The sequence below is a fragment of the Streptomyces sp. NPDC004732 genome, from assembly GCF_040609235.1.
In the GTDB taxonomy this organism is placed as follows: domain Bacteria; phylum Actinomycetota; class Actinomycetes; order Streptomycetales; family Streptomycetaceae; genus Streptomyces.
The window spans coordinates 586,727-606,574 of record NZ_JBEXJR010000003.1; the positions used below are offsets into that span (position 1 = coordinate 586,727).

Consider the following 19,848-nt stretch of genomic DNA (forward strand, 5'->3'; position numbering starts at 1 on the left):
GCATCCCCGGCGGGCGGGTCGGCCGCAGGCTGTCCGTGATGGCGATGATCGACGCCGTCGGGACCGGCGCCTTCCTGGCCGTCTCCGTGCCGTTCATCACCCGGTCCGTCGGTCTCTCCGTGGGCCAGCTCAGCCTCGGTCTGACCCTGTCCGCCGCGATCGCGCTGGCCACGGCCGTCCCCATCGGCATCCTCGCCGACCGGATCGGCCCGAAGAAGGTACTGGTCGGGGTGAGCCTGTGGCGCTGCGCCTGCTTCGTCCTGTACCCGTTCGTACAGAACCTGTGGCAGTTCCTGACGGTGGTGTGCCTGCTCGGTCTGGTCGACAAGGCAGCCGCGCCGATGGAACAGGCCCTGGTCGGGCAGGTGACGGCGACCGAGGACCGGGTCAGGGTGGTCGCGGTGCTGCGGTCGCTGCGCAATGTCGGCTTCACCGTCGGCGCCCTGCTCGGCGGTGTCGGGCTGCTGATCGACACCCGGGCCGGTTACGGCGCGATCCTGCTGCTCAACGCCGTCTCGTTCGCCGTGCTCGCGACCCTGGCCCACCGGCTGCCGGTGCTCAGCAAACCGGCGAAGAGCCTGCGGCGCCGCTTCTCGGTCGACGCGCTGCGGGACAGGCCGTTCCTGTCGTTCACCGGAATCAATGCCGTGCTCACCATGCACATGACCCTGCTGAGCATCGGCATCCCGCTCTGGATCGTCGAACACACCGACGCCCCGGCCGCGGTGATCTCGCCCCTGGTGGCGGTCAACACCGTGCTCGCGGTCGCCCTGCAGGTACGCGCCAGCCGGGGCACCGAGACCATCGCGGGCTCCGCACGCGGACTGGTGCGGGCCGGTGTCGCCCTCGCGGTCTGCTGCCTGCTGCTCGTCGCGGCGCCGAAGCCGCCCGTCGTCGTCGGGGTCGGCGTGCTGCTCCTCGCCATGATCGCGCTGACCGCCGGGGAGCTGTTCCAGTCCGCGGGCGGCTGGGGCGGGTCGTATCTGCTCGCGGCGCCCGGCCAGGAGGGCGTCTATCTCTCGGTCTTCTGGCTCGGCGTGGCCGTCCAGCAGATCGCGGCACCGATCGTGGTCGGCGTGGTCATCACGGCCGGGACCACCGGGTGGGTCGCCCTGGCCGCGCTGTTCGCCGTCTGTGGTCTCGCCGCGCCGGTCATCGGCCGCTGGGCCCAGGCCCAGGCGGACCGCCGACCGCAGCAGCCCCAGACCCTGGCCGAGGCCACGTGACCGCCCCCGCCCGCCGGACCGGCGGGCGGGTCTCAACTCGCACATCACTCAGGAGGAAATGATGTCCGTTCCACTGTACGTTCCCGCCGGTGAAGGCGAATACGTCGACATCCGCGACACGAAGAGGACGTATCTGAAGCTGACCACGCCCGACTCCAACGGGGAGTTCGGCTTCTTCGAGCACCACATGGCTCCGGAGGCGAAGGGCGCGGCCCCGCACATCCACAAGCAGTCCACCGAGATGTTCTACGTGGTCAAGGGCGAGATCGAGTTCACCATCGGGGACCGCAAGGTGGTCGGTGAGCCGGGCGCGTTCGCGTACGTACCCAAGGGGGAGCCACACGGCTTCACGAACCGGGGCACCGAGGACGCCACCCTGCTGATCATGTTCTACCCGATCTACGACCGCGAGGACTACTTCCGCGGCCTGGGCCGTCTGACGGCCAACGGGCGCAATCCCAGCATGGAGGAGCTGCGGGAGCACATGGCGAAGTACGACCAGTTCATGGTCTGACGTCGCCGCCGCTCTTCCCCGTACGGAAGCGCCACTGCAGCTCACGTACCTGATCCGCCAGTTCGGGCACCGGACCGGCGACCTCGAGACCGGGCACGACGTCCTGGACGGTCAGCGGACTCAAGGGCGAGGTGAGGGGCACGCCCCACTCGGCCTTCCACTCCCTGGCCTGCCGGGACGAGCTCGCGTACACGATGCGGCCAAGGCCGACCCAGCCGTGCGCGGCCGCGCACATCGGGCAGTGCTCCCCCGAGGTGTACACGGTCGCCGCGGCCCGTTCCCCGGCGGTCAGGTGGAGTGCGGCCCACCGGGCGAGCGCGAATTCCGGGTGGGCCGTCGGATCTCCGGTGGTGGACTCGCGGTTGCGGTCCTCGGCCCTGATCTCGCCGTCCGCGTCGACGAGCACGGACCCGAACGGCAGGTCGCCCGCGTCGAGCGCCTCGGCCGCGAGTGCCACGCAGCGGCGCAGGTAGGGCAGATCGGTTCCGGTGACGGCGGTTGCGTGGGTTGCGTCGGTTGCGCCGATTCCGGAGAGGTCGTGGTCGGGAAGGTCGCGGTCGTGGGATGTCACTGTGACTCCGTCCCTGTAGAGGCACCTGCGTCCGATGTGGGGCTGCGTCCGATGTACGACTACGTCCGGTGTGCGGCCACGACGGCCAGCGCCTGCCAGGCCTCCTCGGGCCGCAGGGTCTCGTCGGGGTCACCGTGGTAGGAGTCGAGCAGCACGGTGTCGGCACCGGCCAGGCGCAGTTCCTCGACGTCCTCGAAGAACTGCTCGACGGTGCCTTCTCCGGCTCGGCGCGCCGGGTGGTCGACCGGCTTCTCCGTGAGCCGGAGACGGATCCGCGGCGCAAGACCCGGCACGGGCCTGCCGAGCCGGGCAGCCGTTCCCTTCAGTCGCGTCAGCGCATCCCTGAACCAGGGCATCGTGAACCGCAGCGGGTGCCACGGAGCACCGAACCGCACGGCCCGGCGCATGGCCGCGTCGCTGTTCCCGCCGATCCAGATCGGAATCTGTCCCGAGCGGTAGTCGGCGTCGTTCTGCCACGCGGCCCGCATCGTCCGCAGATGCTCGTCGGTCAGTGCGCCGCGTCGCTCGAAGGGGACGCCGAGCGCCTCGAACTCCTCTCGGGCCCAGCCGACGCCGACACCGAGAACCAGTCGGCCGCCGCTGAGTTGATGCAGGTTGGCTGCCATGCGGGCGACCAGCAGGGGGTGCCGGTAGGGGGTGATGAGAACGGTCGTCCCCAGCTGTATCCCGGTCGTGATGCCCGCCATCCAGGAGAGCGTGGTGAAGGGCTCGTAGAACGGCGCGGGGTACCGCTCGGCCACGTCCGGCGTGATCGCCACGTGATCGGACATCATCAGCAGATCAAAGCCGAGACCCTCCACGGTTTCGGCCCAACGGGCGAGGTGATCCGGATGCGCCCCTGGCCCGAAGTTGGGGACGTTCACACCTATCCGCATGGGCGTCACCCTAGCGACGACCACGGGACGTACGCCATTGGTCCGACATCACCCGGAGGTTCCGGTTCCAGCGCACCGCGTCCGACACAATCTGCCGCATGGATATTTCCGAGCACATTCAAGTGGTCGACAAGGAGGGCCAGTTACTGGCCCGTGCCGCGACCGAGGCGGGCACCGAAGCCAAGGTGCCCACCTGCCCCGACTGGCAGGTGCGGGACCTGCTGCGGCACACGGGGATGGTCCACCGCTGGGCGGCCGCGTTCCTCACCGAGCCGCGCACCTCGTACCGGCTCGGCGGTGAACTCCCCGACCTGGACGGCGAAGCCCTCGTCGAGTGGTTCCGAGAGGGGCACGCCGCGCTCGTCGCCACGCTCACGGAGACGCCGCCCGACATCGACTGCTGGACCTTCCTGCCCGCCCCCTCCCCCCTGGCCTTCTGGACCCGACGGCAGGCGAACGAGACGACCGTCCACCGGGTGGACGCCGAGTCCGCGCGCGGCGGCTCCCCGTCCCCGATGGACGTCGCCTTCGCCGTGGACGGGATCGAGGAGCTGCTGTTCGGCTTCCACGCCCGCGAGCGGAGCCAGGTGCGCAGCGCCGTCCCGTCCGTGCTGCGGGTGCGGACCACGGATCCGGGGGACGAGCGGACGTGGACCGTACGCCTCTCGGACGGGCCCCCGGTCACGGAGCACGGCACAACGGCGCCCGCCGACTGTGAGGTGTCGGGTTCCGCGGCACGGCTCTATCTGGCGCTGTGGAACCGGCTGCCGTTCCCGCAGGTGACCGGGGAGCGCGCGCTGGCGGCACTGTGGCGGGAGAAGTCCGCCATCGTCATGTGACCGTCAGCCGGTGGAGGCGTCGAGCATCCGCCCGAGGACGGCCCGCTGCAGCGGCCGCACCTCCTGGTGGAGTGCTCGACCCTTGTCGGTGAGGGAGACGCGCACGCCGCGACGGTCCTCGCTGCACATGCCGCGCTCCACGAGGCCGTCCTTCTCCAGCCTCCCGATGAGGCGGGAGAGGGCGCTCTGACTCAGATGCACCTGCGCGGAGATCTCCTGCACGCGGAACGTACAGCCACCGTCGTCCGACGATCCCTCGGCCAGTACGTCGAGCACTTCGAAGTCACTCGCGCCCAGGCCGTGCGGGTGCAGCTCCCGGTCCAGCTCGCACAGCGTGCGCGCATGCACCGCGAGGATGCCGCGCCATTGGTCCACGAGCCCCTGCTCGGCCGATTTCACCGCCATGGGACCGCACGCTAGCAGAGATTCGCCACTTCATTGCATCGTCATTAAATGCATGTGCATTTAATGCGCCTGCGTCCCGGTCGGGGACGGTCAGGGGCGGATCAGGGGCGGTCCTTGTTGGCCGAGGCCCTCAGGGCGGCGATCGTGAGCGCCACGACCAGCAGCGAGGCGAGCGTGGCGATCGCCGCGGACAGGGTCGGGAGCGGTGCCGTCACCCGGTCGGGCCGCAGGACGTAGGCGAGCGCCGTCGAGTCGATCCGGTCGTCCACGAGGTGGCTGACGGTCAGCGCACCGGCCACCAAGGTGCTCGCCACGGCCACGAACGGCGACCCGCTCAGACACAGGGCCGCGCCCGCCACGGCGCAGACGACGGAGACGCCGAGCGCGGCGGGGAGACCGAAGGCGGGCGCGTCCGACCAGTTCAGCGGGAAGTGAGCCGCCGCGCAGAGCAGCAGGAGTACGCCTGCCACGCGCCGCAGCCACACCAGGGAGGTCGTGCTCCGCACCTGTGTGGCGGCGTCCGGAGTGGCAGTGGGGCGGGCGGCGGCGACGGATGCCGCGAGCGGGGCGGCCGTGGTCGCTGCCTGAGCGCCGTCGCTGCTTTTGGTGCTTCTGTCGCTGTCGGCGTCTCCGGTGCTGTCCGCGCCGCCGGTGTCCTGCTGTTCCCGCAGGCTGTCGATCAGCTGCATCAGGTCCTCGACCGACCTGGTCGTGCCCGCGGCGTGCACCACCTCGGCGCCGCTGTGCGGATCGTGCGGGGGACGGGACAGGAGGCGTACGAGGCGGCTCACGTCCGGGATGGGGCGTTCCTCGGCGGCGTGCCGGATGGCCTCGTCCATGTGGTCGGCGGGGTGTTCCGGCGGGCCGAGGAGTTCCACCAGCCGGGTGACGTCGTCGACGGAGCGGGCCACGGCGGCCAGTCGGAGTATCGAGGCGGCGGTCGGCAAGCCGTCGGGCGACTGCTCCAGGAGGGTGACCAGGTCGACCACGTCGTCCAGGGGCCTCGACACCACGGCGACGCGTATGAGCTCCTGCACCGCGTCGTCGTCGGTGCCGGGTGCCGCCTGTTCCGGGGGACGGTCGCCCGCGTCGGCCACGGCCGGTTCCGGGGGTCCGCCGTCGGCGACGGCCACGGCCCCTGCCGGGGATATCTCGTCGGTGACGTGGCCTGCTGCCTGCGGCCGCGGGGCGGTGTCCTCGCGGAGCGGGCCGCCGAGCTGTGCGGTGCCCCAGTGGACCGATGTGGACACCAGCGGATCGCCGGTCCCGGATGTTTCCCCTGCGGCGGAGAATGACTCAGCGGCCATCTCGTGTCTCCATTTCAGCGGGGCATCCTCGCCCCGCACATGTACGTGTCTCCCGTTCTATGCACGCTTCATTCGGCCCGCCACTGGAGCAGGCCCCTCGACGGCGCTCCCCACGGTTCGTGTGCGCCCGGGTCATTGCCCGCCGGGAGCGCACACCGCACACTCGGAGAATGGGGCGACGGACGCAGGCCGAGCGCGACGCGGACACGGTCGAGATCGCCTACGCCCTGTTCGTCGCGGCGTGCCTCGCCGGTGGCACGCTGCTCGCCGTGGCGTCACCGGCGTTCTTCTTCGGCGTGAAGTCACCCGACGAGGGCACCCTGGTCCGGGCCGGCCTGATCGCCGGGGCCGTGGTCTTCTTCACGGTGCTGGCGACGATCCTTCTACGGCACCGGCACCGGCGCGTGCCGCCTCGGCCCGGCCGCCAGCCGCCTCAGCCCAGCCAGCCGGGGCGGACCAGGCCCGACTCGTAGGCCAGGACGACGAGTTGGGCGCGGTCCCGGGCGTTCAGCTTCACCATGGTCCTGCTGACGTGCGTCTTGGCCGTGAGCGGACTGACCACCAGACGGCGGGCGATCTCCTCGTTCGAGAGGCCGATGCCGACCAGGGCCATCACCTCCCGCTCCCGTTCGGTCAGTCCGTCGAGGGCACCGGCGGCCGCGGGCTCCTTGGAACGCGCCGCGAACTCGGCGATGAGGCGGCGCGTCACGCCCGGCGACAGCAGCGCGTCGCCCTCGACCACCGCCCGTACCGCGCGCAACAGTTCCTCCGGTTCGGTGTCCTTCACCAGAAAGCCCGACGCTCCGGAGCGGATCGCCTCGAAGACGTACTCGTCGAGCTCGAAGGTGGTGAGCATGACCACCTTCACGTCGCCCAGCGAGGGTTCGTCGGTGATCCGGCGGGTAGCGGCGAGCCCGTCGAGCAGCGGCATGCGGATGTCCATCAGGACGACGTCGGGGCGCAGTTCCCGCACCATCCGCACCGCCTCGTCGCCGTCGGCGGCCTCCCCGACGACGCCGATGTCCGGCTGTGCGTCGAGGAGCGCCTTGAAACCTGCTCTGACCAGGGACTGGTCGTCGGCGAGCAGTACGCGGATCACTGGTCCTCCCGAGGTGCGGTGCGGGCCTTGGCATCCCCGTCCGCCGCCAGGGGCAGTACGGCGGTCACGCGGAAGCCGCCGTCCGGGCGCGGGCCCGCCTCGATCGTGCCATCGAGCGCGGCGGCGCGCTCCCGCATTCCGGCAAGTCCGTTGCCGCTGCCGCCCGCATCGGCGCCGGTGGCGGGCCCGTCGTCGTCGATCCGCAGGGTGAGCGCCGCCGCTTCGTGGTGCACCAGCACGCGTGCGCGGCGCGAACCCGAGTGACGTACGACGTTCGTCAACGCCTCCTGGACGATGCGGAACGCGGCGAGGTCCGCGCCCGGTGGCAGCTGCACCAGGGCGCCTTCCGTGGTGACTTCGACGGTCAGTCCCGCGCTGCCTGCCTGCTCGACGAGTTCGGGGAGGCGGTCGAGGCCGGGCGCCGGGGCGCGCGGCGCGGCGCCGGGGGCGCGCAGGGTGTCCAGGACCTGACGCACCTCCCCCAGCGCCTCCTTGCTGGCGGCCTTGATGGTGGTCAGCGCGGTGCGGGCCTGTTCGGGGTCGGAGTCGAGCAGCGCGAGGCCCACGCCCGCCTGCACGTTGATGACGGAGATGCTGTGGGCGAGGACGTCGTGCAGCTCCCGCGCCATCCGCAGCCGCTCCTCGTCCGCCCGCCGCTTCGTGGCCTGCGCGCGCTCGGCACGCTCCTTGGCCCACTGTTCACGGCGTACGCGGGCGAGTTCGGAGACCGCGATGATCGCGACGACCCAGACGGCTGCCGCCACCTCCTCGCTCCAGGGGCGGGCGCCGTCGTCGCCGGGCGGCAGCCACCGGTAGAGCCAGTGCGCGATCAGCAGATGCCCCAGCCAGAGACCGCCCACCGCCCCCCAGGCCGCACGCCGGTGCCCCGCGACGAGCGCGGCGAAGCAGCCCACGGCCACGGTCAGAAAGACCGGACCGTAGGGGTAGCCGGCACCGATGTAGACGAGCGTGAGCCCTGCGGTGGCGTACAGGACGGGCACGGGATGCCGGTGGCGCAGCAGGAGAACCGCCGCGGCCAGGAACAGCAGCACCCGGGCGAAGGGGCCGATGTCCACCCGGTCGGCCTGACCGTGCTCGGCGAACCCCGTTCCGACCTGCACGAACAGGGTGAGCGCGGCCGTCGTCAGCCACGGCAGGCGGCGGGCCGTCGGCCCCTCGGACCCGGAGTTCCACCAGGGCGGCCCGTGCCGCCACATCGGTGGTCCGCCCCACCTCGGGGGCGGACCGCCCGGCCTGCCTTCGCGCTGCTCTTCCATGTCGGTCACGCTAGACCGGAGCGGGTTGCGCGGGCGTCCGACGGGCGTGGTGATCACGCGTACTCCCACGGGAGTAGGAGCCGCGGGCCCGGCGGGGCATAGTGGCACCACTGTCTGACGACTCATCGAGCTCGCGCATTGACCACCCTCCTCTCTCTTCCGGGACGTCCTCGGAAAAGGTCGGAGGCTGCTGCTCGATGACTCACGGGCCACTCTATGGGCGACCCCCGCTGCCTTTCAGCAGTGTGCTCCGCATACCAGAAGTTGTGGGTGCGGAAGCCTCAAGTAGGTGAAATGCCCAGCCGTTGGTGCAGGTTCCGGGGCATCAGCTCTGCCGCAGCAGGCCCACCCCGTGCGCGAGCTGCGTCACCGCGTGCGAGAAGAACGCCGGGCGGTCCTCGACGATCCGGTTGAACTGCCCGAACACCTCGAACCCCACGAGCCCGAAGAGCTGCGCCCACGCCGCGACCATCGCCGTGATCGTCGCGGGCGGCAGATCGGGCGCGACGTCCGCCGCGATCCGCTCCCCCTCGGTGCGCAGCTCGCCGGGCAGCGGCCCGTAGGCGACGCCCCGCCCTTGGTGCGCGTCGCGCACGATGCCGATGAGGACCAGGCCGACGCGGGCGGCGGCCCGGACGGTCGTGTCCGGTGCGCTGTACCCGGGGACGGGCGAGCCGTAGATGAGCGCGTACTCGTGCGGATGCTCCAGCGCCCAGGAACGGACAGCCTCACAGACCGCCGTCCACTGCTGGACGGGCTCCTTCCCGGCCGCCACCGCCTCCGCGTGCGCGGCCTCGGCGGCGGCGCCGAGCGAGTCGTAGGCGTCGATGATCAGGGCGGTCAGGAGGTCGTCCCGGCTGGGGAAGTAGCGATAGAGGGCGGAGGAGGCCATGCCGAGCTCGCGGGCGACCGCGCGCAGGGAGAGCTTGGCAGCGCCGTCGTCCGCCAGCTGCTTGCGCGCCTCGTCCTTGATCGCCGCGGTCACTTCTTCGCGGGCACGGGCCCGGGCTCCTTGGGTGGCGCTGGTGGTGCTGCTCATGCAAGCCAGTGTGCCACGCGATCGGAGCAGTGCACACATTCGAGAGCACTGCTCTTGCTTTGGAGCACCGATCTCGTGCACACTGCTCTCAAGCGAGAGCAGTGCTCTCGGAATCTGGTTCCGCGCCAGGTTCACCGCCACCACCGGCGTCACCCCCAGGAGGGCACCATGTCCACGAACAGCTCGTCGTACTACCTCAAGGGCAGCCGCCTCAATGTCCGTCTGAACAGCGTGATCGGATGGCTGGCGCGGCACGGAGTCAGCCTGATGGGCAGCGCGGAGCTCTCCGTCCGGGGCCGCAAGAGCGGCAAGATGCAGCGGGTCCCCGTCAACCCCTATACGTACGACGGGGACCAGTGCCAGTACCTCGTGTCGGCGCGCGGGCACTCCCAGTGGGTGCGCAACATGCGTGTCGCCGGTGGCGGTGAACTGCGGCTGGGGCGCAAGGTGCGGGAGTTCACCGTCGTGGAGGTGCCCGACGCCGAGAAGCTGCCCCTGCTGCGCGGCTATCTGGAGAAGTGGGGCTGGGAGGTCAACCAGTACTTCCAGGGCGTGACCGCAAGCTCCTCCGACGAGGAGATCCTTGCGGCCGCGCCCGACCACCCCGTCTTCCGCATCACCGTGCAGAAGAACCGGTAGGAACGGTAGGAGCTGTAAGAACTACCGGTCGTCCCGCCCCTGGAGAACACGGCCCACCATCGGGTGCGTACGCACCAGCTCGCCCAGCGTAGTCGAACCGCGCGTGATCCTCGCGAAGGCGTTCCACGCGGGCCGGAAGCCCGTGATCGCCGTGTGCAGCATGCCGGGGCGGCGCTCGAAGGCCTTGAGCATGCGGCGTCCGACGCTCATCTCCACGCCGAGTCCCGCCTTGATGGCGAAGGCGTAGTTGAGGGCCTGGCGGCGGGCGTCCACCGCGTCGTGCGACTCGGCGACCCGCACCGCCCACTCCCCCGCAAGGCGACCGGAGCGCAGCGCGAAGGAGATGCCCTCACGGGTCCACGGCTCAAGCAGCCCCGCGGCGTCACCGCAGACCAGGACCCGGCCGCGGGAGAGCGGCGAGTCGTCGCTGCGGCACCGCGTGAGGTGCCCCGAGGAGACGCTGGGCTCGAACCCGGCGAGGCCGAGCCGGGCGATGAAGTCCTCCAAATACCGCTTGGTGGCGGCGCCTTCGCCGCGGGCGGAGATCACGCCGACGGTCAGGGTGTCGCCCTTGGGGAACACCCAGCCGTAACTCCCCGGCATGGGGCCCCAGTCGATGAGGACCCGGCCAGCCCAGTCCTCGGCGACGGTCTCGGGCACCGGGATCTCGGCCTCCAGACCGAGGTCGACCTGGTCGAGCTTCACGCCGACGTGCGCCCCTATGCGGCTGGCGCTGCCGTCGGCGCCGACCACGGCACGGGCCAGGACCGTCTCGCCGCCCTGCAGCACCACGGCGACGGTGCGCCGGTCCGGCACCTCGGCGCCGTGCTGCTCGACGCGTGCGACGGTGACGCCGGTGCGCAGCTCGGCGCCCGCCTTCTGTGCGTGCTCGACGAGCTGCTGGTCGAACTCGGCGCGGTTGATCAGGCCGAAGAGCATCTGCCGGGAGCGGCGGGTGCGGGTGAACTTGCCGTCGAGGGTGAACGTCACCGCATGCACCCGGTCGCGGAAGGGCAGCTCGAAGCCGGGCGGCAAGGAGTCGCGCGAGGGGCCGATGATGCCGCCGCCACACGTCTTGTAGCGAGGGATGTCGGCTTTCTCCAAGAGGAGGACGCTGCGTCCCGCGACCGCTGCCGCGTAGGCCGCCGAGGCCCCGGCAGGGCCGGCTCCGACCACGACGACGTCCCACACGTACCGGGTGTCGTCCGCTGAGTTCTCGCTGCTCACGTTGGTCTACCGCTCCTGATCCCGCTGTTGGCCGCGCTTTCCCCAGGCATCCTACGGCGGAGCCTCGCGGGCCCCTCCTGTGGGAGGATCACACGTACCCACATGTACAACGTCGCACCTACGAGGAGCGTGCCCATGTCGCCGAATCCGATCGCCGAAACCGTCGCCTCACTGATGCCGAAGGCGAAGGCGGAGCTCACCGAACTGGTGGCCTTCAAATCGGTGGCGGACTTCGATCAGTTCCCGAAGAGCGAGAGCGAGGCCGCCGCGGGCTGGGTGGCCGACGCGCTGCGCGCCGAGGGCTTCCAGGACGTGGCGCTGCTCGACACCCCGGACGGCACGCAGTCGGTGTACGGCTTCCTGCCGGGCCCCGAGGGCGCGCCGACGGTCCTGCTCTACGCGCACTACGACGTCCAGCCGCCGCTCGACGAGGCCGCATGGGCCACGCCGCCGTTCGAGCTGACCGAGCGCGACGGCCGCTGGTACGGCCGGGGCAGCGCCGACTGCAAGGGCGGTGTCATCATGCACCTGCTCGCGCTGCGCGCCCTCAAGGCCAACGGCGGCGTCCCCGTGAGCGTGAAGGTGATCGCGGAGGGCTCGGAGGAGCAGGGCACCGGCGGTCTGGAGCGGTACGCGGAGAACCACCCCGACCTGCTGACGGCCGACACGATCGTCATCGGTGACGCGGGCAACTTCCGGGTCGGTCTGCCGACGGTGACGTCGACGCTGCGCGGCATGACGCTCGTACGCGTCAGTGTCGACACCCTCGAAGGCAACCTGCACTCCGGCCAGTTCGGCGGCGCGGCCCCGGACGCCCTCGCCGCGCTGGTGCGCGCCCTCGACTCGCTGCGTGCCGCGGACGGTTCGACGACGGTCGACGGTCTGACGAGCGACGCCGCCTGGGACGGGCTGCAGTACGAGGAGAGCGACTTCCGCAGGGACGCCAAGGTCCTCGACGGTGTGGAGCTGATCGGCGAGGGCACGGTCGCCGACCGCATCTGGGCGCGCCCGGCCGTCACGGTCCTCGGCATCGACTGCCCGCCGGTGATCGGCGCGACGCCGTCGGTGCAGGCGGCCGCGCGGGCACTGATCAGCCTGCGGGTGCCGCCGGGCGTGGACGCGGCCGAGGCCACGAAGCTGCTCCGGGCGCACCTGGAGGCGCACACCCCGTGGGGCGCGCAGGTGCGGACGGAGCAGATCGGGCAGGGGCAGCCGTTCCGTGCGGACACCACGAGCCCGGCGTACGCGGCGATGGCCGAGGCGATGGGCGAGGCCTACCCGGGCGAGGAGATGCAGTACGCGGGCCAGGGCGGCTCGATCCCTCTCTGCAACACCCTCTCGTCGCTGTACCCGCGCGCGGAGATCCTGCTGATCGGCCTGAGCGAGCCGGAGGCACAGATCCACGCGGTCAACGAGAGCGTGTCGCCCGAGGAGCTGGAGCGGCTCTCGGTGGCCGAGGCGCTGTTCCTGCAGAAGTACGCGGCGAGCTGAGGACCGCCGGTCCCGCAACGCTCTGCCGAGCGCCAAGGAGCCTCGCCTTCGGGCGGGGCTCCGCGGTGCTGCGCGCCTCGGCGGACGGCTATGCGCCGAGCGGGACTCCGGCCTCCAGGTAGAGCGTGACCCCGCGTTCCCGCGCGCGCAGCGCCCAGCGCAGCCGTTCGTAGCGCACGGCGGGCAGCAGGTCGGCTGCTTCCTGTTCGGTGACGAAGCGCCAGTCGCGCAGCTCGGGCCCCGGCAGCAGCATGCGGACCGCCCCGCTGTCGAGCCGCCCGCCGTCGAAGAGGAACCGCATCCCGCCGTAGCCGGGCGGATTGGGCGGCTCCCAGTCGGCGACCAGCAGGTGCGGCGTCTCGGCGAGCTCGATGCCGGTCTCCTCGGCGACCTCGCGCACGCCCGCGCGTGCGGGCGCCTCGCCGGGCTCGACGACACCGCCGGGGAACTCCCAGCCCGCTTTGTACGTGGGGTCGACGAGCAGCACCCGGTCCTGCTCGTCGAAGAGCAGCACTCCGGCGGCGAGGGTCTCCGCGGTGGGCTCCGGTGTCTGCACGATGTCGCAGCCGGGCGCGGCGCCGCTGCGGACGGCCTCGGCGATGCGTTCGGCGGTCTCGAAGGGCGTGAGGAGGCCGGTGTCGACCCGGTGGGCGTCGCCGTCGATCCAGTCGGCTCGGGCGGCGCGGTAGGGCTCGATGTGGTCGAAGGCCCACTGCCGCACCCGCATGTCGCCGTCGGGCAGGTCCGACGGCACGGGACGGCCGGATATTCGCTCGCGCAGGATCGTTTCATCGGGGGCGAGCAGGACGTGGTGCACGGTGATTCTGCGCGCCGCGAGACCGCCGAAGATCTCGTCGCGGTACTCCTGGCGCAGCAGCGTCATCGGCACCACGAGGACGCCTCCGACCTCGGCGTGCAGGGCGGCCGCCGTGTCGATGACGAGGCGGCGCCAGATCGGCAGATCCTGATAGTCGCTCACCTCGTCGAGGCGCTTGGGCGGCAGGAGGTAGGGCAGCGCGCCGCCGATGACCTCGGGGTCGAAGAGTGTGCTGTTCGGGATCAGCTCGATCAGTTCCCGTGCGGCGCTGGTCTTTCCCGCGCCGAACGCACCGTTGATCCAGACGATCACGGTTCCCCCTCTTCTGTTGGCCCCCTGTGGCTTGCCCGCAACACCCTGCCATGGAAACCCGGCGCTGATGGGAGCGGAACCGCCCGCGGCGCGTCGATGCCACGGCCCCTCCGCGACGCTCCACACCCCCTCCCCGACAACGCAGGGCCCAACGTCAAGGGAATTGACGCATCTTCACTCCAACGTGTGGCACTGCCCTTCCGTGAATCGTTCCCGCACTCCAGGGTGCGTCCGCCCCCGCTAGCGTTTTCCCGGTAGGCACCCCAGTCCCCGGTGGCCTCTCACTACTGGCACTCCCGTTGCGCCACGCTCCTTCGCGAGCCCGTCGGCGCCGGCGCTGGGGGGATGGATGCGGCAAGACGAACTGAAGGCATACGCACGCGAGGAATCCGATCAGCCTCCGCGGGTGTACGGACTCGACCACGCGATAGTGATCGAACTGCACGGAGAGGTCGATGTCGTGGCCTTCCAGCGGTCGGCGCCGCTGGTGGACGCCGTGACCGCGGGGCCGGACCCGGTCGTGATCATCGACCTGAGTCAGATCACGTTCATCGACTGCTCGGGACTCTCCCTGCTGATGCGGGCCCACCGTCGGGTGACGGCGAGGGGCGGGCGTCTGTGCATCGTCTGCACGCACCCGCTGACACTGCGCATGATGCGCGTCACGGCGCTCACCGCAGCCCTGTCACCGGTACCGACGCTCAGCGCGGCGCTGCTCCTCGATCCGCCCGACCGCGAGATGTCCTGAGGGGCTTCGCCGGTTCGTGGTGGAGCTGATAGTGCGCGCGCCAACTCGGTGTCGCCGCGCCGCCCATGACGGTCATCACGACGTCGTGGGCGAGCGAGTCCGTGACGCGCAGGTGGCCGAAGAGAACCCGGTGGTAGGTGGTGGCCCCGAGCATGTCCAGGAGCAGGTCGATGTCGGCGTCGGGACGGATGTCGCCGCGCTCGATGCCGCGCCGTAGGGCCGCCTCCGTGGTGGCCCTACGGGGATGGAAGATCGTCTCGGCGAAGACCCGGTCCAGTGCGGGGTCGTCGGCGAGTTCGGCCATCAGCGCCGGGAGCGTACGCCGCCCGAGGCTGCCGCCGAAGGCGCGGCTGAGGGTGTCGATGCCTTCGATCAGATCGCAGTGCGTGCATCCCGTGTCCGGCGTGGGCGCCGTCCCCATCGTGTCGGCCAGGGCCGCGATGACGAGGTGCTGCCTGGACGGCCACCGGCGCCTGATGGCGGGCTTGGTCGTGCCCGCGCGCCGCGCCACCGCCTCCATGGTCAGGCCGGGATAGCCCCCCTCCTCCAGCAGCTCCTGAGTCGCCGTCAGGATCGCCTCGTCGAGCCGGGTGTCGCGAGGGCGTCCCGCGGGGCGGGCGGCGTGGGACGAGTGGTCCGCGTCGTCTGCGCCGCCTGCGTAGAGCGAGGGGTCGGGGGTTGCCATGGGGTTCAGTATAGGTAGCATGTCATTTCGTTCCGTTCCGGATCGAAATATAAGGAGGGGCTGTCTTGCCCGAGCAGGAGTCGGCCGCCGGCCGTGCGCTTACGGAGCCCACGGCACCCAGCACAACCACGCCGCCGGATATCGCCGATCCCCCGCGTGAGAGCGTGTTCCGCGCCCCCTACGCGGCGCTGACCTGGGGCATCGTGCTCTCGGTCGCCCTGGTCGCCTTCGAGTCGATGGGCGTGGCCACCGTGCTGCCCGAGATCGCCGGGAGACTCGGCGGCCTCGGCGCCTACGGCTGGGGCCTGTCCGCGCTGATGCTCGCCAACCTCATCGGCACCGTTGCCGCGAGCCGCGCCGCCGACCGGCGTGGCCCCGCGCGCCCACTGGCCCTCGGCCTCGCCGTCTTCGCCGTCGGCTGCGCGGTGGCGGGATCGGCGCCCAACTGGCCGCTGTTCCTCACCGGGCGCTTCCTGCAAGGGCTCGGCGTCGGCGCCGTCATGGCCCTCGCGTACACGGCCATCTCGCTGGCCTACCCGCAGCGGCTGCGCGCCCGGATGTTCGCCCTCGTGTCGGGCGGCTGGACCGTTCCCTCACTGGTCGGCCCGACGATCGCCGCGCTGATCTCCGACCACGTGTCCTGGCGGGGCGTGTTCGTGCTCCTGCTGCCGCTGGTGGCGCTGGCCGCCGCGCTCGCGCTGCCACCGCTGCGCCGCCTGGGCGGACCCGAGCAGGCGCCCGCCCCGGACGGCGGTCCGTGGTGGGCCACACCGGTGGCGCGCAGCGTCCTGCTCGCCGCGGGCACCGGAGTCCTCCTCGCCGGACTCGAACTGCGCCAACCCGTCCTGCTGGCCGTGCTGGTGCTGGCGGGCGGCGCCGCGGCCGTCGGCGCGCTGCGCTCGGTCACTCCGGCGGGCACGCTCAGCGCGCGACGCGGCGTGCCGACGGGTGTCGTGCTGCGATTCCTGCTCTGCGGCGCCTACTTCGGGAGCGAGGCGTTCCTGCCGCTCGGCCTGGTCGAGCTGCGCGGGCTGAGCGCGACGGAGGCCGGGCTCGGGCTGTCGGCGGGCGCGATCACGTGGGTGCTCGGCGCGGCCTGGCAGGGCCGGGCCGACAGCCGCTGGAGCGGCCGGTCGCGGGCGGTGCCGATCGCCGCGGGGTTCGCGGTGCTGCTCGTCGGCATCGTGGTGATGGCCCTGGGCGTCCTGGTCGACGCGACGCCCGCATTGACCGCCGTGGCGGGCTGGGCGATCGGCGGTGCGGGCATGGGTGTCGCCTTCAACGCCGCGACCACCGACACCATGGAACAGGCCCCGGCCGACCGGCAGGGCGAGGCGAGCGGTGCGATGCAGCTCGCGCAGACCCTGGCGGTCGCGGTCCTCAGCGGCCTCGGCGGCGCGGCGGTGGCCCTGTCGAGCGCGCACGGTTCGTCGGTGTCGGCCGCGCTGGCGGCAACGTTCGCGCTGACGGCGGTGCTGGCGGCGGCGGGGGGCCTTATGGCGCGACGGATCAGGGTGGGGACGGGGAAGGAGATGGGGAAGGAGGTGGGGTGACTTGGGGCGGCCGCGGCACAAAGCAGTTCGTGCGGCCGTGCGGATGACCCTACCGTGGCGCGATGGTTCCTATGCGGGTGCGGGAGATGGACAAGGCCGACATCGCGGCCGTTGCGGCGATTCGGGTCCGGGGATGGCAGGCCGCGTACGAGGGCATCGTTCCCCGGACGTATTTGGACGCGATGACCGTCGACGGCGCCGCGGCGCAGCTGGGGCAGTTCTTCGCTCAGCCCCGTCGGCAGTCACGGCACCTGGTGGCCCTCGCGGGCGGGGACGACAACGGCGGCCCGATGGGGTGGATCTGCTTCGGGCCGTGTCGCAACGAGATGTCGGCCCCGGGCCCGACCGGTGAGGTCTACGCCCTGTACGTCGCACCTGACCTGATCGGCCGGGGCATCGGCAGCAGCCTCCTGGAAGAGGCTCACGCACAGCTACGGAGCCAGGGCTTCGCAGCGTCCGCGCTGTGGGTCCTCGCCGAAAACCGACAAGCCCGACGCTTCTACGAACGAGCCGACTACCAGGCCGACGGCGCGACCCAGGACGACGTCTACGACGAGGCCACGTTGACGGAAGTCCGCTACTCGCGGGCGCTCTGAGCTCGGCGACGCAGGGGATCTCAACGGGCGGCCGCCACGCTGGTGCACGGCGGCCGGGCGCGCCGAACTCCGCCCGCTACCGCGCTGGTTGTACGCGTCGGCTGTGTCAATTCGACGCGGTACGCGGAATTCAAACCGCTGCGGGATTCGGCGGGGACAGGGTGGTTCTACCTTCGAGGTGTTCTGTAGTCGAACGATTCGGGGGGAATCATGCGTAAGGCGATTACTAGTGCGGTACTGGCCGGTGCCGTGCTCGGCACGCTCGGGGTCACGGCGGGTCCCGCGTCGGCACAACCCGCGACACGGGCTTCTGACGTATCGGTGACAGGGACGGCTCCCGCGTGCATCAAGAGGGCCGTCTATCCCGCCCTGGGGTACGCCAAGCTCACCAACAACTGCGGGCGGTACATGTGGGTCAAGGTCATCATCAAGGGCGGCCCCGACTCTCCCTGTTACCCCATGCGTGCAGGGGCAGTCGTCAAGGACATCTGGACGGTGGGTTGGTACGACCGCACCGTGACCTGCTGACCGGGGCCCACCCCTGTGCACACACGCCGCCCGGGAGTGCGCGGGCTAGGCCGGTCTGGTCCACGGACGGGTCGACAGAGTCGGCAACCTGCCCTGGGTGAGGGCGAATTGAGGTAGGGACACCTCGTACAGGTCCGCTATCGCGTCCAGGGCTCGGCTCTCGTCCGAGCGGTCCGCGGCCGGTCCTGCGGGGTCCGGGAACAGGTGGTCCGGGGCGAGCTCCGCGGGGAGCTCGCCCCACTGGTGCCGGTCAGCCCGGTGAACCGTGAAGCCGTACCGCTCCTCACCGTCCTCGGCGCAGGTGAAGTGGAACAGGCCCTCCTGCCGCCAGACGGTGAGGGCGCGCGTGCCGCGCGACAGTTCGGTGCCCGGGCGGGTGAGGCGGTCGGCGTTGAAGCCGAGCAGGCGGTGCGAGTCGAAGGCGAAGCTCCAGCCGACCCTTGCGCTGGTGCGGGCCTCGGCCGCGCGGGCCCCAGCACCCGTCCAGGCCGTGGAGCCTATGCGGGTCATGGCGCCGCGCCGCTCCCGCTCCCGCTCCCACCCGTACTGAAGACCCATGAGCTCGGCCTCGCTCGCCACCGGCTCCAACGGCACTGTCCCGAACCGCTCCACCAGCTCTTCGGGACGCACCCCCGCCACCAGGACGAACCGGTACGCATCGCGGAGCCCGCCCATGAGGGCCGGGTCCGTGAGCCACCCGAGCCCGTCGCGCACGCCCTCGACCGCGGCGTCGGCCACGGGCGCGGCATCCCCCTGCCCGGCCCGGGGCGTGACCAGCAGTTCCCGCCCCCGCTCCGGTGTGATCACCGGGCCGAGCAGCGGGTCGCCGAGCAGTCCGAACGGGGCCACGTGGTCCACCCCGTACGGCTCCCACTGCGGGACCGCCGCCATGATCACCCGCCAGGCGCCGTCCGTGTCACCCCAGCGCGCCAGCTCCCTGGCCTCCTTGACGGCACGTCCGAAGGCACCCGGTGACGCGTACTCGTACGTACGCCGTCTGATCTGCTCCAGGACGACTTCGGCGCGCTCCCTGTCCGACGCGTAGTCATCGGTCACAGGGCCGAGCACGAAGGTGTCGTACGTCCGCCCCTCGCGCAGGTGGCCCTTGACCTTCAAGGGCAGCACCTCGCCCGCGTACAGCGGGTCGTCCATGCGCGGGTCGACCGGCACCCAGCCGTGCCCGTCGAGGAGCGCCCGGAGTTGGGTGGCCAGCAGCCGCGCCCGCGGTCTGCCGAAGTCGTCCGCCTCGTCGAAGACGGCGAGCGCCTCGTCCACCTCGCCCCTCAGACACGCGAGCCTGGCCTCTTCCACGTTGGCGTCGAGCGTGCGCGTCACCGCGTTCTCGAAGCCGACGTCGGCGCCGCCCGAGCGGTAGAACCCCTTGTACATGCCTTCCATGAACGCGCGGAACGACTCGTGCCGCTCGGGCCCGTCACCGCTCCACCCACGGTGTACGTAGACCGCCCACTCCCCGTCGGCGCCCACGTCTCCCGGATCCAGCAGCACGTCCGTCATGTCCGAGTCGAGCGCGAGCTGCAACGCCCGGCCCCACATACCGGCCTGCAGCACCTCACGCTCCGCCGGGTTGTCGCCCAGATTCCCCTCGAACACGTCCTGCAAGCCGTACGGATCCCCGTACGACGCGATGCCATCCGCCCCCGCCAGCAGTTCAACGGAGCCACCCGCATACCGCCAACCGTCCGTCGTCTCGAGGAAGGAGCGGAGAGACGGTGGCAGCGGCGCCTCGACCCCCAGCCCGCGCAACCGCTCCTCCAGAGCCGCGATCCGTGCCGGTCCGGCCGGACCGAACCCCAGCCAGCGATCCCGCAGGACGTCCTCGTCCAGCTCCTCGAACTCCTCCGGCTCACTCGCGGCCAGCGCGTCCAGCCACTCCTCGCTCCACCGCCTGAGCAGCGGCCCCCACTCGAAGATCTCCATACGGGCCATCGTGGCAGCGACCACTGACAATTGCCGCTGGCGTCGGGGTATCTGGGCGCCCGACGCCAGCGGCGGCACCGTGGTACAGGGTCGTGCCCGGTCGGGGGTACCGGGCACGACCCTGCATCAAGTACTTCGTAG

21 protein-coding genes are annotated in these 19,848 nt (G+C 71.4%); 10 read left to right on the forward strand and 11 right to left on the reverse strand.

Translation table 11 applies throughout. From position 1 onward, the window contains the following. Window positions 1-38 precede the first annotated feature (38 nt). Together ABZV77_RS11805 and ABZV77_RS11810 are read left to right on the forward strand one after the other, a co-directional pair. Window positions 39-1,226, forward strand: a complete 1,188-nt coding sequence (locus ABZV77_RS11805) for an MFS transporter (RefSeq protein ID WP_356253880.1) — start codon at window positions 39-41, stop codon at window positions 1,224-1,226. Between the two features lie 61 nt (window positions 1,227-1,287). Continuing rightward, window positions 1,288-1,740: a cupin domain-containing protein gene (locus ABZV77_RS11810; RefSeq protein ID WP_356253883.1), complete on the forward strand. Its 453-nt coding sequence runs from the start codon at window positions 1,288-1,290 to the stop codon at window positions 1,738-1,740. Here ABZV77_RS11810 and ABZV77_RS11815 read toward each other — a convergent pair. Together ABZV77_RS11815 and ABZV77_RS11820 are read right to left on the reverse strand one after the other, a co-directional pair. Then, entirely contained in the window at window positions 1,730-2,266 is a 537-nt protein-coding gene (locus ABZV77_RS11815; protein ID WP_356254306.1) for a nucleoside deaminase, read from the reverse strand. The genes ABZV77_RS11810 and ABZV77_RS11815 overlap by 11 nt on opposite strands. A gap of 104 nt (window positions 2,267-2,370) precedes the next feature. Next, window positions 2,371-3,207 (reverse strand): LLM class flavin-dependent oxidoreductase, encoded by an 837-nt coding sequence (locus ABZV77_RS11820; RefSeq protein WP_356253886.1) that lies wholly within the window; start codon window positions 3,205-3,207, stop codon window positions 2,371-2,373. 98 nt (window positions 3,208-3,305) lie between these two features. On the opposite strand from ABZV77_RS11820, the gene ABZV77_RS11825 reads away from it, so the two are divergent. Then, complete coding sequence (locus ABZV77_RS11825; protein WP_356253889.1) at window positions 3,306-4,046, forward strand: maleylpyruvate isomerase family mycothiol-dependent enzyme; 741 nt, start codon at window positions 3,306-3,308, stop codon at window positions 4,044-4,046. A gap of 3 nt (window positions 4,047-4,049) precedes the next feature. On the opposite strand, the gene ABZV77_RS11830 is transcribed toward ABZV77_RS11825, so the two are convergent. Together ABZV77_RS11830 and ABZV77_RS11835 are read right to left on the reverse strand one after the other, a co-directional pair. Continuing rightward, window positions 4,050-4,451 (reverse strand): MarR family transcriptional regulator, encoded by a 402-nt coding sequence (locus ABZV77_RS11830; RefSeq protein ID WP_356253892.1) that lies wholly within the window; start codon window positions 4,449-4,451, stop codon window positions 4,050-4,052. A 101-nt stretch (window positions 4,452-4,552) separates the two neighbouring features. Then, entirely contained in the window at window positions 4,553-5,758 is a 1,206-nt protein-coding gene (locus tag ABZV77_RS11835; RefSeq protein WP_356253895.1) for a hypothetical protein, read from the reverse strand. A 170-nt stretch (window positions 5,759-5,928) separates the two neighbouring features. On the opposite strand from ABZV77_RS11835, the gene ABZV77_RS11840 reads away from it, so the two are divergent. Then, window positions 5,929-6,231 (forward strand): DUF6332 family protein, encoded by a 303-nt coding sequence (locus ABZV77_RS11840; protein WP_356253898.1) that lies wholly within the window; start codon window positions 5,929-5,931, stop codon window positions 6,229-6,231. Here the strand turns inward: ABZV77_RS11840 and ABZV77_RS11845 are convergent. The 3 genes from ABZV77_RS11845 to ABZV77_RS11855 form a co-directional block, all read right to left on the reverse strand. Then, window positions 6,192-6,857, reverse strand: a complete 666-nt coding sequence (locus tag ABZV77_RS11845) for a response regulator transcription factor (protein WP_356253901.1) — start codon at window positions 6,855-6,857, stop codon at window positions 6,192-6,194. The genes ABZV77_RS11840 and ABZV77_RS11845 overlap by 40 nt on opposite strands. Next, on the reverse strand, window positions 6,854-8,134 hold the full coding sequence (locus ABZV77_RS11850; protein ID WP_356253904.1) for a sensor histidine kinase: 1,281 nt from the start codon (window positions 8,132-8,134) through the stop codon (window positions 6,854-6,856). The genes ABZV77_RS11845 and ABZV77_RS11850 overlap by 4 nt, the downstream gene beginning before the upstream one ends. Window positions 8,135-8,459: 325 nt before the next feature. Next, window positions 8,460-9,173: a TetR/AcrR family transcriptional regulator gene (locus tag ABZV77_RS11855; protein WP_356253907.1), complete on the reverse strand. Its 714-nt coding sequence runs from the start codon at window positions 9,171-9,173 to the stop codon at window positions 8,460-8,462. A 168-nt stretch (window positions 9,174-9,341) separates the two neighbouring features. On the opposite strand from ABZV77_RS11855, the gene ABZV77_RS11860 reads away from it, so the two are divergent. After that, entirely contained in the window at window positions 9,342-9,812 is a 471-nt protein-coding gene (locus ABZV77_RS11860) for a nitroreductase family deazaflavin-dependent oxidoreductase (RefSeq protein ID WP_356253910.1), read from the forward strand. Between the two features lie 21 nt (window positions 9,813-9,833). Here the strand turns inward: ABZV77_RS11860 and ABZV77_RS11865 are convergent, their stop codons facing one another. Next, window positions 9,834-11,039, reverse strand: coding sequence for a geranylgeranyl reductase family protein (locus tag ABZV77_RS11865; protein WP_356253913.1), 1,206 nt, complete (start codon window positions 11,037-11,039; stop codon window positions 9,834-9,836). 135 nt (window positions 11,040-11,174) lie between these two features. Between ABZV77_RS11865 and ABZV77_RS11870 the strand changes: the two genes are divergently transcribed. Beyond that, complete coding sequence (locus ABZV77_RS11870) at window positions 11,175-12,530, forward strand: dipeptidase (protein ID WP_356253916.1); 1,356 nt, start codon at window positions 11,175-11,177, stop codon at window positions 12,528-12,530. Window positions 12,531-12,618: 88 nt separating this feature from the next. Here ABZV77_RS11870 and ABZV77_RS11875 read toward each other — a convergent pair whose 3' ends face one another. Further along, window positions 12,619-13,659, reverse strand: coding sequence for an NUDIX domain-containing protein (locus ABZV77_RS11875; RefSeq protein WP_356253919.1), 1,041 nt, complete (start codon window positions 13,657-13,659; stop codon window positions 12,619-12,621). A gap of 349 nt (window positions 13,660-14,008) precedes the next feature. On the opposite strand from ABZV77_RS11875, the gene ABZV77_RS11880 reads away from it, so the two are divergent. Further along, window positions 14,009-14,407: an STAS domain-containing protein gene (locus ABZV77_RS11880; RefSeq protein ID WP_356253922.1), complete on the forward strand. Its 399-nt coding sequence runs from the start codon at window positions 14,009-14,011 to the stop codon at window positions 14,405-14,407. Here the strand turns inward: ABZV77_RS11880 and ABZV77_RS11885 are convergent. Then, complete coding sequence (locus ABZV77_RS11885) at window positions 14,361-15,092, reverse strand: TetR/AcrR family transcriptional regulator (RefSeq protein ID WP_356253925.1); 732 nt, start codon at window positions 15,090-15,092, stop codon at window positions 14,361-14,363. The two genes, ABZV77_RS11880 and ABZV77_RS11885, sit on opposite strands and share 47 nt — an antisense overlap. Window positions 15,093-15,157: 65 nt before the next feature. Here ABZV77_RS11885 and ABZV77_RS11890 point away from each other — a divergent pair, with 65 nt between their 5' ends. From ABZV77_RS11890 to ABZV77_RS11900, 3 genes are all read left to right on the forward strand, one after another. Further along, complete coding sequence (locus tag ABZV77_RS11890; protein WP_356253928.1) at window positions 15,158-16,645, forward strand: MFS transporter; 1,488 nt, start codon at window positions 15,158-15,160, stop codon at window positions 16,643-16,645. Between the two features lie 62 nt (window positions 16,646-16,707). Next, a complete protein-coding gene (locus tag ABZV77_RS11895) occupies window positions 16,708-17,241 on the forward strand; it encodes a GNAT family N-acetyltransferase (RefSeq protein ID WP_356253931.1) in 534 nt (177 codons plus the stop codon). Window positions 17,242-17,451: 210 nt separating this feature from the next. Next, on the forward strand, window positions 17,452-17,769 hold the full coding sequence (locus ABZV77_RS11900) for a hypothetical protein (protein ID WP_356253934.1): 318 nt from the start codon (window positions 17,452-17,454) through the stop codon (window positions 17,767-17,769). Between the two features lie 45 nt (window positions 17,770-17,814). Here ABZV77_RS11900 and ABZV77_RS11905 read toward each other — a convergent pair whose 3' ends face one another. Next, window positions 17,815-19,707: an SMI1/KNR4 family protein gene (locus ABZV77_RS11905; protein ID WP_356253937.1), complete on the reverse strand. Its 1,893-nt coding sequence runs from the start codon at window positions 19,705-19,707 to the stop codon at window positions 17,815-17,817. Window positions 19,708-19,848: the final 141 nt, after the last annotated feature.

Excerpts from the sequence above, each read along its gene's own strand:
- ABZV77_RS11880 (WP_356253922.1), top strand. The coding sequence starts at position 14,009 with ATGCGGCAAGACGAACTGAAGGCATACGCACGCGAGGAATCCGATCAG.
- ABZV77_RS11840 (WP_356253898.1), top strand. The coding sequence starts at position 5,929 with ATGGGGCGACGGACGCAGGCCGAGCGCGACGCGGACACGGTCGAGATC.
- ABZV77_RS11820 (WP_356253886.1), bottom strand. The coding sequence starts at position 3,207 with ATGCGGATAGGTGTGAACGTCCCCAACTTCGGGCCAGGGGCGCATCCG.
- ABZV77_RS11895 (WP_356253931.1), top strand. The coding sequence starts at position 16,708 with ATGGTTCCTATGCGGGTGCGGGAGATGGACAAGGCCGACATCGCGGCC.
- ABZV77_RS11885 (WP_356253925.1), bottom strand. The coding sequence starts at position 15,092 with ATGGCAACCCCCGACCCCTCGCTCTACGCAGGCGGCGCAGACGACGCG.
- ABZV77_RS11905 (WP_356253937.1), bottom strand. The coding sequence starts at position 19,707 with ATGGAGATCTTCGAGTGGGGGCCGCTGCTCAGGCGGTGGAGCGAGGAG.
- ABZV77_RS11830 (WP_356253892.1), bottom strand. The coding sequence starts at position 4,451 with ATGGCGGTGAAATCGGCCGAGCAGGGGCTCGTGGACCAATGGCGCGGC.
- ABZV77_RS11835 (WP_356253895.1), bottom strand. The coding sequence starts at position 5,758 with ATGGCCGCTGAGTCATTCTCCGCCGCAGGGGAAACATCCGGGACCGGC.
- ABZV77_RS11810 (WP_356253883.1), top strand. The coding sequence starts at position 1,288 with ATGTCCGTTCCACTGTACGTTCCCGCCGGTGAAGGCGAATACGTCGAC.
- ABZV77_RS11900 (WP_356253934.1), top strand. The coding sequence starts at position 17,452 with ATGCGTAAGGCGATTACTAGTGCGGTACTGGCCGGTGCCGTGCTCGGC.
- ABZV77_RS11870 (WP_356253916.1), top strand. The coding sequence starts at position 11,175 with ATGTCGCCGAATCCGATCGCCGAAACCGTCGCCTCACTGATGCCGAAG.
- ABZV77_RS11860 (WP_356253910.1), top strand. The coding sequence starts at position 9,342 with ATGTCCACGAACAGCTCGTCGTACTACCTCAAGGGCAGCCGCCTCAAT.
- ABZV77_RS11850 (WP_356253904.1), bottom strand. The coding sequence starts at position 8,134 with ATGGAAGAGCAGCGCGAAGGCAGGCCGGGCGGTCCGCCCCCGAGGTGG.
- ABZV77_RS11855 (WP_356253907.1), bottom strand. The coding sequence starts at position 9,173 with ATGAGCAGCACCACCAGCGCCACCCAAGGAGCCCGGGCCCGTGCCCGC.
- ABZV77_RS11805 (WP_356253880.1), top strand. The coding sequence starts at position 39 with ATGGCGATGATCGACGCCGTCGGGACCGGCGCCTTCCTGGCCGTCTCC.
- ABZV77_RS11825 (WP_356253889.1), top strand. The coding sequence starts at position 3,306 with ATGGATATTTCCGAGCACATTCAAGTGGTCGACAAGGAGGGCCAGTTA.